General features: G+C 72.0%; 10 protein-coding genes. 5 read left to right on the top strand and 5 right to left on the bottom strand.

Going from position 1 to position 15,562, the window contains the following annotated elements; translation table 11 throughout:
- Nucleotides 1-26 precede the first annotated feature (26 nt).
- Nucleotides 27-503, top strand: a complete 477-nt coding sequence (locus ACF059_RS29850) for a hypothetical protein (RefSeq protein ID WP_392063093.1) — start codon at nt 27-29, stop codon at nt 501-503.
- A gap of 207 nt (nt 504-710) precedes the next feature.
- Entirely contained in the window at nt 711-1,292 is a 582-nt protein-coding gene (locus tag ACF059_RS29845; RefSeq protein WP_392063090.1) for a hypothetical protein, read from the top strand.
- Between the two features lie 258 nt (nt 1,293-1,550).
- Here the strand turns inward: ACF059_RS29845 and ACF059_RS29840 are convergent, their stop codons facing one another.
- From ACF059_RS29840 to ACF059_RS29820, 5 genes are all read right to left on the bottom strand, one after another.
- On the bottom strand, nt 1,551-1,811 hold the full coding sequence (locus ACF059_RS29840) for a response regulator transcription factor (RefSeq protein WP_392063087.1): 261 nt from the start codon (nt 1,809-1,811) through the stop codon (nt 1,551-1,553).
- Nucleotides 1,812-1,978: 167 nt separating this feature from the next.
- Complete coding sequence (locus ACF059_RS29835; protein ID WP_392063084.1) at nt 1,979-4,462, bottom strand: SpoIIE family protein phosphatase; 2,484 nt, start codon at nt 4,460-4,462, stop codon at nt 1,979-1,981.
- Between the two features lie 148 nt (nt 4,463-4,610).
- On the bottom strand, nt 4,611-5,267 hold the full coding sequence (locus ACF059_RS29830; RefSeq protein ID WP_392063081.1) for a 4'-phosphopantetheinyl transferase family protein: 657 nt from the start codon (nt 5,265-5,267) through the stop codon (nt 4,611-4,613).
- Between the two features lie 12 nt (nt 5,268-5,279).
- Nucleotides 5,280-10,079: an aminotransferase class I/II-fold pyridoxal phosphate-dependent enzyme gene (locus ACF059_RS29825; protein WP_392063078.1), complete on the bottom strand. Its 4,800-nt coding sequence runs from the start codon at nt 10,077-10,079 to the stop codon at nt 5,280-5,282.
- Nucleotides 10,080-10,291: 212 nt separating this feature from the next.
- Nucleotides 10,292-11,491: a DUF4185 domain-containing protein gene (locus tag ACF059_RS29820; RefSeq protein WP_392063075.1), complete on the bottom strand. Its 1,200-nt coding sequence runs from the start codon at nt 11,489-11,491 to the stop codon at nt 10,292-10,294.
- A 472-nt stretch (nt 11,492-11,963) separates the two neighbouring features.
- Here ACF059_RS29820 and ACF059_RS29815 point away from each other — a divergent pair, with 472 nt between their 5' ends.
- The 3 genes from ACF059_RS29815 to ACF059_RS29805 all read left to right on the top strand — a co-directional run bounded on the left by ACF059_RS29815 (nt 11,964) and on the right by ACF059_RS29805 (nt 15,559).
- Nucleotides 11,964-13,013, top strand: a complete 1,050-nt coding sequence (locus ACF059_RS29815) for a helix-turn-helix domain-containing protein (protein ID WP_392063072.1) — start codon at nt 11,964-11,966, stop codon at nt 13,011-13,013.
- Nucleotides 13,014-13,068: 55 nt separating this feature from the next.
- The gene (locus tag ACF059_RS29810; RefSeq protein WP_392063069.1) at nt 13,069-13,938 is read left to right on the top strand and encodes a hypothetical protein; all 870 of its coding nucleotides are present in this window, start codon (nt 13,069-13,071) and stop codon (nt 13,936-13,938) included.
- Between the two features lie 511 nt (nt 13,939-14,449).
- Entirely contained in the window at nt 14,450-15,559 is a 1,110-nt protein-coding gene (locus ACF059_RS29805) for a monodechloroaminopyrrolnitrin synthase PrnB family protein (protein ID WP_392063066.1), read from the top strand.
- The last annotated feature ends 3 nt before the right edge of the window (nt 15,560-15,562 follow it).

The raw sequence follows: 15,562 nt of genomic DNA, 5'->3' as shown, positions 1-15,562 counted from the left end.
TGGCATACGGATACGGAGAACCCCCCATGTTCACGACTACCTGGCAGCGTCCGATCGTCCTGGCGGCCGCCTCACTGGCTCTCGTCACGGGCACGGCGTGCGCCGCGCAAGCGTCGCAGTCACACGCTCCGGTCGGCGTCAGCTCCTCGGCCGTGGCCGACCAGCCCTCGCACTGCATCCCCGGCGGAGGCGCGGGCGGTGAAGGCGGCAAGGGCGGAGAAGGCGGCAAGGGCGGCCAGCCCGGTCAGCCGGGCGAGCCCGGCAAGCCCGGCCGCGCGGGTTGCCTCCGGTTCGAGGACCTGCCCGACAAGCCCAAGTCGGAGCTTTCGATGGTGGACAAGGTGCGCATCGTGATCACCCTGCTGACCGACGACTCGGACGCGACGAAGGAGAAGATCGCCAAGAAGTACAAGATCTCGAACGAGGAGCTCGACACCTGGAAGCGGCAGTACGTGCAGGGTGACTGGTTCGCCCTGATGGGAAGCAGCCTCGCCTCCACCTGAGGCCGGAGGGCGCCAGGCCGGGTGGGACGGAAAGGGGCAAGGAAAGGTGGTGCCCCGGCCTTCGGAGGGCCGGGGCACGCTGTTCTTCCCCTCACCGGAATTCCGCCCCGTGTCGCCCCTCCGTATCAGTTCCCGCATTCTGCACCGCTTTGACCGACACCCCGAACAGACATTCTTGGCAGACATTCTCGGCAAGGGAGAATTCTCATGCGTATGCGCTCTTGGAAGTTCCGTGCAGGTCTCGTCCTCTCGACGACTCTGATCGGTGCCGGTGCGATGGTGCCCGCCGCGACGGCCGCGCCGGCGCAGCCGAGCCACGTGACCGCGGCCCCCGCCGGCCAGCAGTTCGGCTCCGGGTTCGGCAGCGGTGACATCCGGCCCGGCGGAAGCCGCTTCGGCAGCGGCACGGCGCTCGGCGGGGTCAAGGTGGGCAACGGCAGTGTCCGCGTCGGAGACGGGGTCTGTGCGGGCAACTGCAACGGGTCGGTCAACGGGACGAACGGTGGCAAGGGCGGGATCTGCGCGGGGCTGTGCAACGGCAGCGCCAACGGCGGCAACGGCACCACCGGCCAGCCGGGAGGCAACGGTACGAACGGTGGCAAGGGCGGGATCTGCGCGGGCGTGTGCAGCGGCAGCGCGAACGGCGGCAATGGCGGCAACGGCGGCAACGCGCTGCCCGGCGGCGACGGTGGCAACGGCGGTGCGGGCGGCGACGGCGGGATCTGCATAGGCGTCGGCTGCCAGACCAGCGGCCAGGGCGGCCGCGGCGGCAACGGCGGCGACGGCTGACCCGCCCCCGGCTCCACCTCCCGGCCCAAGGCCGGCGGCGATCTCGCCGCCGGCCTCTCGGCTGCCCGGCCGCCCGTACGTACTGGCCCCCCGTGCCTACTGGCACCCGTACCTACTGGCCCCCGTACGCACGAGCGTCTGCGCGAGTGGGCGAGTTCGCGTGGACACGACGAAGCGCGGGGATCCACCTTCTCGGTGGATCCCCGCGCTCAGTAGCCCGCCGGGCGGGCCCGGGTCGTTGTGGCGCCGGTCGTTCGGTCAGAGGCCCAGGGAGATGGCCAGCCGGGTCAGTTCCGCCGTGCTGTGGATGCCCAGCTTGGCCCGGATGCGGCGCAGGTAGGCGTCGACCGTGTGCTTGGAGAGCCCCATGTTGCGGGCCGCCTGCAGGTAGGTGCACCCGGCGGCGATGTGTCGCAGTGCCTCCTGCTCACGCGGGGCCAGCGCAGGTGCGGTCGCGGTCGCGGATGCGGTCGCGGGTGCAGGGGCTTCGGTGTGCGGCGCGATGAGTGTGAGGCTCATGGGATTTCCTCCGACGAATCGGTTCGGTCATCAGTGCTCACGCCCTCGGAAGCAGGGGACATATCGCTGAATGTGGCTGTATGTCCTTGTTGAAGAGCCTGTCGCTCCGACTTCATGACCGTGTCCGCCGACTGTCACAGGCGTGTCACAGGGACCGCCCGCCGCCCTCAGAATCCGACGAGGGACTGCTCCGCCCAGATGGTCTTGCCGATGGGGGCGTGCCGCGTGCCCCAGCGCTGGGCGAGCTGGGCGACCAGCATCAGACCCCGCCCGCCCTCGTCGAAGGTCCGCGCCCGCCGCATGTGCGGGGCGGTGTTGCTCGCGTCCGAGACCTCGCAGATCAGCGTGGAGTCCTCGTGGATGAGCCGCAGCTGGATGGGCGGCTGGCCGTAGCGGATGGCATTGGTGACCAGCTCGCTCACCACGAGCTCGGTGACGAAGGCGGCCTCGTCGAGCCCCCAGGCCGTCAGCTGCTCGGTGGCCTGACGACGGGCGTCGCCGACGACGGAAGGATCGGACGACAGGTCCCAGATGACGACCTTGTCGGCGTGCAGGGCCCTGGTCCGGGCGACGAGCAGGGCGACATCGTCATCGGGACGGTGGCTCAGCATGGTGGTCAGTACGCGGTCGCAGACCGTCTCCAGCGTCGCGGCCGGACGGGCGAGGGCCGCGAACATGCTGTCCAGGGCCTCGTCGATGTCGTGGTCGCGGGCTTGCAGCAGACCGTCCGTGTACAGGGCGAGGATGCTGCCCTCGGGTAGCTCGACCTCGATCGTCTCGAAGGGCAGGCCTCCCAGGCCCAGCGGCGGCCCCGCGGGGACGTCGAGGAGGTACACGGAGCCCTCGGGGGAGACCACGGCGGGCGGGGGGTGCCCGGCCCGGGCGACGGTGCAGCGGCTGGTGACCGGGTCGTAGACCACGTACAGACACGTGGTGCCGATGCCTCCGGCGGATTCCCCTGCGGACTCCCGGTCGGCCTCGTCGGCGGACAGGTGGATGATGAGGTCGTCGAGATGGGTGAGCAGCTCGTCGGGTGGCAGGTCGACGTCGGCCAGCGTCCGTACGGCGGTGCGCAGCCGGCCCATGGTGGCGGAGGCACGGATGCCGTGGCCGACGACATCGCCGACGACCAGGGCCACCCGGGCGCCGGACAGCGGGATCACGTCGAACCAGTCGCCGCCCACCCCGGCCTCGGTACCGGCGGGCAGGTAGCGGGTGGCGATGTCCAGCGCCGACTGGTTCGGCAGCGTGTGCGGCAGCAGGCTGCGCTGCAGCGTCATGGTGCTGGTGTGCTCCCTGGAGGGCCGGCTCGCCTTGTGGACGCTGAGGGCCGCCCTGCTCGCCAGTTCCTCGGCCAGCCGCAGGTCCTCCGGCCGGAAGGGCTCCCGGTGCTGCTGGCGGCTGAAGACGGCCAGGCCGACCGTGGTACCGGCGGCCCGCAGCGGCACCAGCATCACCGAGTGGGTCCCGTACTCGTTGATCCAGGCGGCCCCGGGGTCCTGGCCCGCCCACCGGGCGATGGCCGGGTCGGTGGTCGCGAACACCGCGCCGCGGCCCGCCGCCAGACATGCGACGGGAGGGGACTGCGGCGGATAGAGGGTCGTCTCCCCGACCCCGACAGGCGACTGCGGGGTTTCCTCCATGGCCGACCGTACGGCGGTGCGGCACACGGTGACCGGCCCGGCGGCCGGGCTGAGGGACGCCTCGTCTTCGCGCGGGAGCGGCTCCAGCAGGTCGATGACCGCGAAGTCGGCGAGCCCGGGGACGGCGGCTGCGGCCAGTTGTTCCGCGGTGCGGGTGGTGTCCGAGGTCGTGCCCACGGGGGCGCCGGCGAGGTTCGGCAGCAGCATCTCCTGCGGGGCCACCGGCGGCGCCGTCCTGCCGTGCGCGGCCAAGTACACGGCGCGCACCCGGCCCTCGGGGTCCCGCAAGGGAGCGAGCGAGGTCGACCAGCCCTGCTCCGCGCCCGCGCCCGCGCCCCGGGAGGGGACGAAGGCGTCCACCTGCTGCGGTTCGCCGGTCTCCAGTACCCGGCGCATGCTCCGCTCGGTCGCGTCGCTCACGGGATCCGGCGCGATGTCCGGCAGCCGCAGTCCCCGCATCTCGGCCTCCGTGAGGGCGAGCATCTTCTCCATGCCGGTGTTCGCCCGCACGAGCCGCAGGTCGGCGTCGAAGACCGCCAGCAGGCAGGGGGACTGGGCGAAGGTCCACTCCTGCAGCGGTTCGGCCCAGGACGTGCCGGGCTCGCCCGCCACGGCGGACACCACCAACCACTGGGCGATACCACTGGTGGACGTCCAGCGGTGTGCGAGCAGCGGCACCTCCAGCCGTCGGCCGTCGCGGTGGCGCAGCGCCACGGTGCCGTTCCACCGCTCCTGGCCGGGCGCCGGGATCCGCCGCACCGTCTCGCTGCCGCCGTCCGCGAGCAGGCGGGAAGCGGGGGACCCCACGACCTCGGAGGCCGCGTAGCCGAGGAGTCGGCGGGCGTCCTCGCTCCACTCGGTCACGATCCCCTCATCGCTGACGGTGGCGGTGGCGGTCGCGGTGGCCGTGGCGGCCGTGGCCGTGGACGCCCGCTCGTCGTGAGCCGCCCCGTGCACGGGGTTCGTGTCCTCCGGCCGCTCACCAGGAGAGGTGGGAAGTTGCTCCATCGCCGCTCATCTCACCCTCGCTAGTTCCTCTGCCGCCGTTCCTACGGCGACCTGCACGGCCGGGGGCTCCACTGACAAGCATGATCCGGCAGGGCAATGAGCACCAACGCAGTGCTCTCACGGACGGGGGGCACGGACGGGGCTGGTGTCACGCCCGCGCGAGGACGAGGGCGAGGACCGCATCCTCCTCCTGCCACACCATCGCGCGGCGCGGCCCGCTCAGCACGGGTGGCCGCAGGCCGAGGATCGCGATGCGACGCGGAGCCGCGCCGAAGATCCCGCTCCGGTCGGCCTTCGCCGCCGCTTCCTTCAACGCCCAGGCACCGGCCATGGCCTCCGGCCGGTCCGTCCCGATGAGGGAGAGCTCCGCGGGGGAGAGGGCATGGTCCGCGACACGGCGTACCGCGTCCGCCGAGGCGGTCGGGCACAGGTCCACGCCCACCGGTTGCGGGGCGACGGCGGCGGCGACGTGACCGGCGGTGTGGCTGAGGGAGACGTGGACCGAGGGCGCCGGGCTGCCGCCGACGACGGCGTAGGGGCTGCCGTCGTCGCGCGGAAGGATCTCCACAGCGCTCTCCGGCGCGGCGAGGACCTCGCCGACCAGGCGCTTGGCGAGCAGCCGGCCCGCCAGCCACTCGGATTGCCGCCAGGCCGGCAGCGCCCGTACCACGCACTCCTCGGCCGGTGAGAGAGCCGGTACCTCACGCAGGCCGGGGCGCCGGGCCACGAGGAGGGCGGCTGCGCCCCACCGCTGTACGACGCCCGGCGCGATGGACGGGAAGATCGACGGGAAGTAGGTGTGCATGGCGATCGCCGGTCAGGCGGCGGCGAGGACGGTGGGGTCCAGGCGCCGCAGCTCGCGCCCCAGCGTGGTCACCGCCTGACGGATCTGTTCGGGCGTGTGGTCGCAGGTGAGGAAGAACCGCAGCCGGGCCAGCTCCTCGGGTACCGCCGGATAGAGGATGGGGTTGACGCTGATGCCCTCCCGGAAGAGGGCCTCCGCGAGCCGCAGCGTCTTCATCGAGTCCCCGACGATGCACGGGACGACCGGCGTGTCGTGACTGTCCCCGGTGTCGATACCCGCTTCGTTCGCGAGGCGGACGAACAGGGCGGCGTTCTGCGCGAGACGGGCCACGCGCTGCGGCTCGGCGCGCAGCACGCGCAGGGCGGTCAGCGACGCGGCGGTGTCCGCCGGGGTCATGCCGGCGCTGTAGACGAAGCCCGGCACGGTGTAGCGCAGGTACTCGACGACCGAGCGGCTCCCGGCGACGTAGCCGCCGCAGCTCGCGAGCGCCTTCGACAGGGTGCCCGACCACAGGTCGACGTCCGAGCGGTCGACGCCGAAGTGCTCGCCCACGCCGCGTCCGGTCGCGCCGGTCGTTCCGATGCTGTGCGCCTCGTCGATCATCAACAGCGCGCCGTGCCGGCGCTTGACCTCGACGAGGGCGGGCAGGTCGGCGATGTCGCCGTCCATGCTGTACACGCCTTCGATGACGACGAGCACCCGCCGGTACTGGTGGCGGACCTGCGTGAGGATGGCGTCGAGGGCGGCGGCGTCGTTGTGGGGGAACGGCCGCCGGGTCGCGCCGGAGAGCTTGCACCCCTGCAGGATGCTGTCGTGGGCGAGGGAGTCGTGGATCACGAGGTCCTCGGGTCCGACGAGGTGCCCGATCACGGTGACGTTGGTGGCGTGCCCGTTGGCCAGGGTGATCGCGGCCTCGCATCCGAGCAGTCCGGCGAGTTCCGTCTCCAGTTCCACGTGCAGGGGACGGCTGCCGGACAGCAGCCGGCTGGCGGACACCGAGGTGCCACAGCGTTCGATGGCCTCCTTGGCCGCTTCGCGCACCCGGGGGTGCGTCGCCATGCCGAGGTAGTTGTAGCTGGAGAACGAGAGGAGTTCGCGGCCGTCGACGACAGTCGTGTCGGTCATGCCGCCCTCGTGGACGAGGAAGTACGGATTGGACAGACCCAGCCGGGCGATCGTGCCGACGCGCTCAGCGTGGGCGGTGACCTCGGGGAAGCGCTCGATCCGCGTGTGCTCCTCGGACTGCGGGGTGGGGGCGGGGGTGGGGTCGGCGGGCGCTGCGGGCGGTGCGGACTGTATGGGAGGCGCCGCCGGGGACGCGTCGCTGGGGACCGGGCGGGGCCCGGGGACGGCTGCCGGTACGGCGTCCGCCGAGCCGTCCGCGGAGCCGTTCGCGATCAGTGCGGCGATCCTCCCGACGGTCGGCCGGTCCGCGATCGTCTCGTCGAACATCCACCGCGGCCACTGCCGCTTGAGGGACGTGAACAGGTCGGTGAGCATCAGCGAGTCGAAGCCGAGGTCGTCGATGAGCAGCTGGTCGTCGCGCAGATGACTCACCGGAAACGCGCTGATCCGGGCCACGTGTGCCAGTACGGCCTCCTTGACCTCGTCCAGGTTCCCGATTAGCGAGGGCTCCCTGGCGGCCACGGAGCGGCGGGGAGCGGGCGGGGGCGGGGCCGGCGCCGGGGGCGCGGCTGCGGCAGGCGCCGGTGCGGCGACCTCGGCGGGGCGCTGCTCGCTGAGCGCCTCCCCGAGGCGGGTGAGCAGGCTGACCTGCTGCTGGACCAGCTGGAGCAGTTCGTTCATGCGGTCGTTCACGGGGTCGTGCATCGAGATCTCCTGGGTCTGTACGGGCTGTACGGGCTGTACGGGCGGTTGTGCGGGCTGTACGAGCTGAAGGGGCCGCGGCGGGAGGGAACCGGCGGAGGCCGCCTTCCGCGCCGGGCGCGGGCCCTGCACCCAGTACGACTGGGTTTCGAGCCTCGCCACCGGCAGGTCCAACAGACGCCGTTCCGCTACGGGAACCAGCGCGCGCGGGTCGACCGGCGCGCCCAGCACCGCCAGCCGGGCGAGGGCCCGTACGAAGGCGCTGCCGCTGTCCGGCGCCTCCCCTGCCGCGGGGATGACGTGCACGTCGCCGTGGCCGGTGAGGTTGCGGCGGACCGAGCTGAGGAGCGAGCTCCCGCCCGTCACCTGGAGGAAGACCCGCGCACCCTCGCCGTAGGCGGTGCGTACGGCGTCCCCGAAGTGGACCGGCGCGGACGCGTGCCGCGCCCACAGGTCGCGCAGGCGGTCGGGATCGGTGCAGACCTCGCCGCTGACCGACGAGACGAACGGCAGGGCGGGACGGCTGATGCGGCGGTCCGCGAGGTCCGCGCGCATGGTCTCCTCGGCCGAGGCCACCAGCGGCGAATGGAAGGCGTGGGACACCTCCAGCGCCACCGTGACGATCCCGGCCTCCGCGCAGGCCCGCCGCGTGGCCGCGAGCCCGTGCGCCGTGCCGCTGACCACGACCTGCCGCGGCTGGTTGAAGCAGGCCAGCCACACGTCGTCGATGCCGTCGATCAGTCGGCGGCAGGTCTCCTTGTCGCTCTGCACGGCGAGCATCCCGCCCCCCAGACCGGCCCCGGGACCGGCCCCGAGACCGCCCCCGAGACCGGCCCCGGCCTGCCGGAGGGCCGCGCCGCGGCGGGCCAGCAGCCGAACGGTGTCCTCGTCGGTGAGGGCTCCCGCCGCCGCGGCCGCGGCGAACTCCCCGACGCTGTGGCCGAGGGCGAGGTCAGGCTCGATACCGCAGTCGGCCAGCAGCCGGGTCGCGGCCGTCTGGACGGTACCGAGCAGGGGCTGGCACACCTCGGTGGCGGCGATCCGCCGCCTGAGCTCCTCGGGGTCCCGGTGCGGCGTGGCCGCCTCGCGGTACAGCAGGCCGCTGAGGTCGAGGCCGGTGTCCTGCCCGGCCACGGCGCTCAGGGTGTCGACGGTCGTCCGGAAGCCGGGGAACCTCTCGTACAGGTCCTGCATCATGCCCGGCTGCTGGCTGCCCTGCCCGGGGAAGAGGAAGGCGATGCGGCGCTGCCCGGCCGGCAGGGGAGCTGCGGCGGCGTAGGCGCCGTCGCCGAGGTCGCCCGTGGCCCCCTCGGCGAGCCGGCGGCGCGCCCGGCGCAGCCGCTCGGTGAACTCCTCCGTGTCGGCGGCGACGATCGCGAGCCGCGCCTTCATCGGTGCGCGTGCGCCCAGGGTGTGGGCCAGGGCCGTGACCGGCGGCCGGTCCGCCGGGTCGAGGCCGTCGAGCAGGTCGAGCACGGCGCTGGCGTGCTGCTCCAGCAGCTGGAGGTTGCCGGCCGAGAGCAGCACCAGCTGCGGCCCGGCGGTCGCGGCGCCCACCGGGGCGGGACGGGCGGCCGCAACCGGTCGCTCCTCCAGTACCACGTGGACGTTCGTGCCGCCGAAACCGAAGGAGCTGACGGCCGCACGGCGCGGAGCGCCCGCGCCCGGCCAGGGCCGCGCCGTGGGGGAGAAGCGCAGGCCGGCGGCGGAGATGCCCAGGTCCGGATGGGCGGCGGTCTGCGGCTGCGGCACGATCGTGCGGTGGTGGACGACCAGGGCCGTCTTGATCAGCCCCGCGATGCCCGCAGCGGACAGCGCGTGCCCGATGAGGGCCTTGCCCGCGCCGAGGTAGCACAGGCTGGTGTCGTCGTCGGGGAACTCGGTGCGCAGTCGGCGCAGCGCCTCGATCTCCGCTCGGTCGCCGGCTCCCGTGGCCGTGCCGTGGGCCTCCAGGAAGCCCACGGAGGAGGGGGCCACGCCTGCGTCCTCGTAGGCACGGCGCATGGCGCGCAGCTGGCCTTCGACGGTGGGGAGCAGGGGGCCCGGTGACGCGCCGTCGTTGGCGGAGCCGATGCCCTTGATCACCGCGTAGACGCGGTCGCCGTCGGCCAGCGCGTCGGCCAGCGGCCGTATCACGACGACACCGGCGCCCTCGCCGAGGACGAACCCGTCGGCAGCCTCCTCGAACGGGCGGCAGACCCCGCTGGCGGACAGCGCCCGGAGCCTGGAGAATCCGACCAGACTGTCGGGGGTGAGGTTGAGGTAGACCCCGCCGACGAGGGCGATCCGGCAGGTGCCCTGGCGCAGCTGCGCAATCGCCTGGTCGAGGGCCACCAGGGAGCCGGAACAGGCCGCGTCGACGGCGAAGCTGGGGCCGCCGAGGCCGAACTGCCGGCTGACGGTGCCGGCCGCCATGTTGAGCAGGCTCCCCGGCAGGGTGAAGGCGTCGACGGAGCCGAGCCGCCCTGACTCCTCCCGGACGGCGCGCTGCCCACCGGGGCGGCCCGCCGCATCAGCCGTATCCGCTGCATCCACTGCCTCCGCCGGGTCTGCCTCGCCGGCCAGGCTGATGGCCCGGAGGGGGGCCGTCACCAGGTCCTTGTAATCGGACACCGACACGCCGAAGAACACTCCGGTGTTCTCCCGGTCGAAGTCCCCCCGGCCCAGCCCCGCGTCGTCGAGCGCTTCACGGGAGACGTCCAGCATCAGCCGGTGCTGCGGGTCCATCGCCCGGGCGCGTGCCGGCGGCACCCCGTAGTGCAGGGCGTCGAAGCGGTCCACGTGCTTCAGGAAGGCGACCTGGTCGGTGTACGCGGTGTTCGGGGTCGTCCGCCCGGCGGGTTCGTGGAAGGCCTCGTGGTTCCAGCGCTCCGCCGGGACCGCGGAGAACTGCCGTTCCCCGCTCATCAGGAGCTTCCAGTACGCGGGGAGGTCGGGGGCGCCGGGGAAGCGGCACCCGAGTCCGGTGATCGCGATGTCGGTCATGAGGGTCTTCCTTGTCCTGGTGCCCTGGGTGGCAGCGACCGGAGCGGCGCGATGGGACGAGCGCCACGCGGTCGGCACGGCTGGAATCTCACCGTGCCCGGACAAGGCCGGAGGCCGTAGCCCCGGTTATTCGTACCTTGACAGACCCGACGGAGCAGTGGCCGCTCCCCGGCGTGCGGAGGAGCGGCCACATGCGGCCGGGCGACGATCGCTCACGGGGCGATGGCGTCGTACTGCAGCACCCGGTACGGCGACTGCCCGACCTGACCGTTCCACTGCGACACGATCAACGTCAGGGACGACGGGCCGGCGCTGCCCGGATGGATGTATCCGCCGTAGAGGAAGGGCAGCTCCGGCTTGCCCCAGTGCTGGGGCGGCCATGCGCTGTTCCCGACGATCTGCGGCTTGGGCGCGGTCCACACGGCATCCGGCCGGGGCGCGGTCCGGGTGCAGATCGAGTAGTCGGCCACGTCGAAGTAGCTCATGCAGTACGTGCCGCCGATCCGCTTCACCGAGAACTCCCCGATGTTGTTCCCGGTCAGGATCGGCGTGGGCTGGACGTCCCTCGTCCACTGCCAGCGGTTGTCCGCGAAGGCCCAGTTCTGCTGGGCGCCGAAGTTCCCCGCGCGGAAATCGTCCGGCCAGATGCGGAACAGCTGGATGGCGCCGCCGTCGGCGGTGTTGCGGTGGCTGCCGTTCCACCGCTTGGAGAAGATGTACAGCCAGCCGTCGGGGTCGATGCCCGCGAAGGACCACATCCCGTACATGGACTGGTTGACGCCCTGCGTGTCGCCGGCCCAGTGGTAGGGGTAGTCGTGCCAGGAGACGCCGTGGTCGTCGGAGTACGCCACCCCCGACATCAGCGAGCCGTCGTAACCGGCGGGCGGGTTCCACACGGCCACCGACGTGTACTGGATGTAGGTGCGGCCGCCGAACTCGATGCAGTCGTTCGGGATCCGGCTGACCTCCCAGCCGTGGCCGTTGTCCTGCTCGTGCCGGTAGTCGAACATCTGCCAGGCGGCCCCGCCCCTCGGCTGCGCCCAGGTGAAGGAGATCGGGGTCGCGCCCGAGGCGTCGAAGGAGGCCTGGTTGAGCATGACCGGCGAGCCGAGGTAGGTGCCGCTCAGGCCGGGACCGGCCCAGGAGTCCCCGAAGACGTAGCCCCAGGAGTTGTCGTGCTCGCGACGGTAGGGGATGGCGAGGTCACCCGAGCCCAGGCCCTGCGCGTTCGCCGAGTCACCGGGCTGCTCGCACAGGGGCGTACCCCGCTGGACGGTGGGTGCCGCGGCGGCGGGCGTCGCGCCGGCCGCCAGGCCCGTGCCCGCCGCGAGGGCGACGCCGGCTCCGGCCCGCAGGACCGTCCTGCGGGTGACGGCGGCGGAGTCGTCGCCGGAACGTGAAGGCTGGGACATCGGTCATTCCTCCAGTGGGTGGTGATGGGGGAGTGGGGTGGGGATCGGGGATGGGGGCGAACGCGGCGACGCGATGGAAGAGCCCCGTCCGGTCACTTGGCAAGGGACCCTCAAGCCACCCTGACCTGCGGACCTGTGAAGTTACCCACAGGTCCGGCGGTGCGGAAAGCGAAGTCGCCGCGCCTGCGGGCGGGTTGGATATGGCCATGGACCTCGCCGCCGTGCTCCCTGCGGCCCACCGGTGCCTCCCCACCGGAGGGCGCGGGTCTCCCCGTGGCCCTCCGGCAGGAAGGGGCCCGGAGTACGAGGTCACGTGGCGCTCCCCCGCCTCTCGTACGCCGTGAACCGGCTTCATTCAAACCGGAGTCGGGCCTCCCTGTCCCGGCCCGGTGACCTCGTCGGACAGTTCCCGGACAATCGCCGGACATCGCAGCCTGCCCGCCCCGCCCTCGCGGAGAAGGAGGACCACGACATGGGACGCCAGGAACAGCCGCTCGATCCCGGGCAGGGCCCCCTGGCCCGCTTCGCCCATGACCTGCGCGAACTACGACGGCGGGCGGGAAGCCCGCCGTACCGTGAACTCGCCACCCGCGCCCACTACTCCGCCTCCACCCTGGCCGACGCAGCGTCCGGCAACCGGCTGCCCAGCGCCGCGGTGCTGGCGGCGTTCGTCAGCGCGTGCGGCGGGGACCCGCAGGAGTGGGAACAGCGCCGCATCCGGACCCACGAGCTCATCACCGCCCCGCGGACGGACCCTGCTTCGCCTCCGGCACCGCCCGCGGACCCGGCCCGGCTGAGCGCGGCGTCGGCGACCCGGGTCGGACCGCCACGCCGAGGACGCCCGTCCAGGCCCCACGGGGCAGCGCCGATGAGGCGACCGGCCGCTCTGAGCATCGCCGTGGCCGCCCTGCTGGCGCTGGGCGTGGCCGTCTCCGGCGATGCGGGCCCGCGGCACACCCCCGTAGCCGCCCAGGGCCGATCGCAGCACGGGGCGGCGCCGCCGACGAGCCCCCGGCCTCCCGAGGACGCCGCGTGGTTGCGTACGGACGCCGACATCCCACCGCGCTACCGGAGCCTGATCGTCGAGGCGGGCCGGACGTGCGGCGTTCCGCAGGTCACCCCGGCGCTGGTGGCGGCCATCCTCAAGACCGAGAGCGGGTTCGATCCCGGGCTCAGCGATCCGGCCAAGGACGAATACGGCATCGCCCGTTGGACCCCGCGCGTCTTGCGGTACTACCTGCCTCCCGACCGGCAGCACGCCGTGCCGCAGCCCCCGCTCACCCCCGAGGACTCGATCCCGGCGCTGGGCAGGATGCTCTGCGCCATCGCCCCCGAACTGGAGGGCGTCCCCGGCGATCCCGCGCTCAACCTCGCCGCCGCCTACCGGATCGCCACCTGGAGGGTGCAGAAGCAGGGCGCGGAGCTCGAACGCATCCGGCCCTACCTCGACCAGGTGCGCACCGCGATGCTCGACTACCGCCCACCGTCGAGCCCTCCCTCGGCGAGCGGCGGCGCCCCCTGACCCCGGTCCGGGCCCGGGGGCCGGCTGCCCCCGCCCACCGGTTAGCATCGCGGCCATGCAGAGGCCCGAGGAAGCCGGTCCCACCGCGGGGGCGACGCCGACCCCCTGGCGTGCCACCGTCGTACGGCACCGACGGAAGGCCGGCGACCCGCCGCGGGAGCCGGACCGCACCGAAGGGCAACCCCTCGCGTGGCGCGACGACCTGCGGATCCACGGCACGCAGGGGGAGATCAGCTGCGTCGACGCGGCCGGCCGCACCCGGTGGACCCAGCGGTGTACCGGCATCCCCAACGCCGCCCACATATCCGGCGGTCGGGTCCTCGTCACCACGGACTCCACCGAGTACACCGCCTGGGGCCACCTCGGCCCGGCCCTGCTCGTGGACCTGGCCGAAGGCACCCTCATCGCCGAACTGCGCGGCGAGCGCGGCGCGGCGCTGAGCGGCGGCCGTTTCCTGCTCGGCCTTGAGGGCTACGACGTCTTCCACACCTGGCAGTACGACCGCGACGGCACCCTCGTCGACTCGTGGCGCAGCTACGGTCACTACGTCATCGGCAGCGGCGTCCGCGTCGTCGAGACCGACCGCAACCTCCCGACCGAGAGCAGGGTGGTGCGTCTGCTGCCGGGCGGCGTCATCGAACGCGGTCCCCGGCTCACCGGCTGCTCGGTCCCGCGGCCCGTGGTCCTCGACGACGGAACCGTCCTGGTCCTCGACGCCGGGGTGCTGCGCGCCGTCGACCGCCGGCTCGATGCCACCGTCCTCGCCGAGCTCCTCACCGTCGAACCCGACCGGGCGTGGGCGTACACGGCGACCCTGCACCGCGACGGGGACCTCCTCACCGCGCGGATCGGTGCGCCCCATCCGCGCCGCCAGGACCGGCACACCGTCCACACCTGGACGATCTCCCTCCACCAGGGCTCCTGAGCGCTCCAAGCCGGCCCGATTACACCTGAATTCCGGGCCCAGTCGCCACTACTCCTCGTACTCCCCTGCATGCAAAGGGTAGTTCCGGCAGTCGGACGATGAGTCCCTTGAGGTACTCCGGAAAGGCCCGGATGGCATTTGTCAATATGCAAAATGCACGGGGACGAATGCGGAGTGAATCTGTCTGACGTCACCTTCGACTGCTAACGTCGAAATTGCTTCCAGGGGCCGAGGCCGCGGTAACTGGCGGATTATTCGTGGTTACTCGCAACACAGCGGATCGATGATGTCAGGCGGCCGTCGACGGGGGTCATGCCGGGGGAGTCAGGTCGTGCCGTACCAATCTACAGGCCGTATTGCGCCGCGGGGTGAAGGGGCGGATTTCGCCGAAGACACCCGACCGTGTACTCACACCGGCTCCGCCTGACCATCGAGACGAAGCTGGATGGCGAGCGGTACGAATCGCTGGACCAGGAGTGAAAATGAAGCCTCACCGGAAGAGTTGGTTCACATGCACTGCAAGACCGATATAGATGTAACTTCCGAGGAAGTCAACGAAAAGGTCAGGCAGCTTGACCCGCTCAAGCTGGACGAAGACCTCCGCACTCTGTCGAAAATGAACGACTCCGCGGACGTCGGCGCACTGGCGCGCGTCCTCGGTGAGGCCCTTCCCTCCAGGGAGCGCATCGCCGACTTCACACTCCCCGAGTGCATCGCCGCGATGCGGGACCTCGGCATGTACCTCGGAAGTCTCAAAAGGCACGGCGTGTCGGCCTTCGACGTCATCCCCAGCGCCACCGAGTCATTCCAGCTGCTCGGGCAGCGCACGCACATGATCCCGCGGGACACGGTGTATCACTACACGTGCTGGAATCCGGTGGGTGAGCGCGAGCGGCTCTACAGCGGGCAGCAGATGGAGCGCAATCTCATCGGCGCGGTGCGCGCGTGCGTGCCGGACCTCGCCCACGCCGTCGACGTCGGCCGCACGCTGCAAGGCGACGATCCGGCCAGTCCTGCCTACGCGGACAAGATGGAGTGCCTCGCGGCGCACCTATCGGCGGCCGACAGGGCGATGGTCAGTGTCATAGAACACGTCACCCCGGAATTCTTCGCCCAGGTGCTCAGGCCGTTCTTCGAGGACGTCCACATAGCGGGCCAGAAGTACATGGGACCTGCTGCCGCGCACATCCCGCTCTTCCTCATAGACATCCTCCTCTGGGCATCCGACCGAGGGAGCCCCGAATACTTGAAGTTCTGCGACGAAGTCGCCCTGCACACCCTCCCCAGCTGGCAGGAACGGTATGCGGACTGGGCGCACATGCCGTCCATCTCCTCCCGCGTCACCGACGCCCTCGGCGATACCTCTGCGTCACCCGAGGTGGAGCGCGTGCAGTCCAGCGCGAGAGGCCTGCGGAAAGCCCTCAGATCGCTCACTTCGTTTCGCGGTAAGCATCTGGTGATGGCACGGCGTGCTTATCACGTCGAGGTGGGGCTCTATGAACTGGGCAGTGGGGGAGGGAGCGTGGAGCTCCTCGAAGAGATCCTCACCCTCACGCGGCACAATGGAGCCATGATCGGCGCGCCCGGAGCGCCCGCCGCACCGCGCATTCCTACGCCGTGATTC

It is taken from the genome of Streptomyces sp. NPDC016562 (genome assembly GCF_043076955.1).
Taxonomy (GTDB): domain Bacteria; phylum Actinomycetota; class Actinomycetes; order Streptomycetales; family Streptomycetaceae; genus Streptomyces.
The sequence above is the reverse complement of the archived record's forward strand: the minus strand, read 5'-3'. Positions and strand labels throughout refer to the sequence as shown.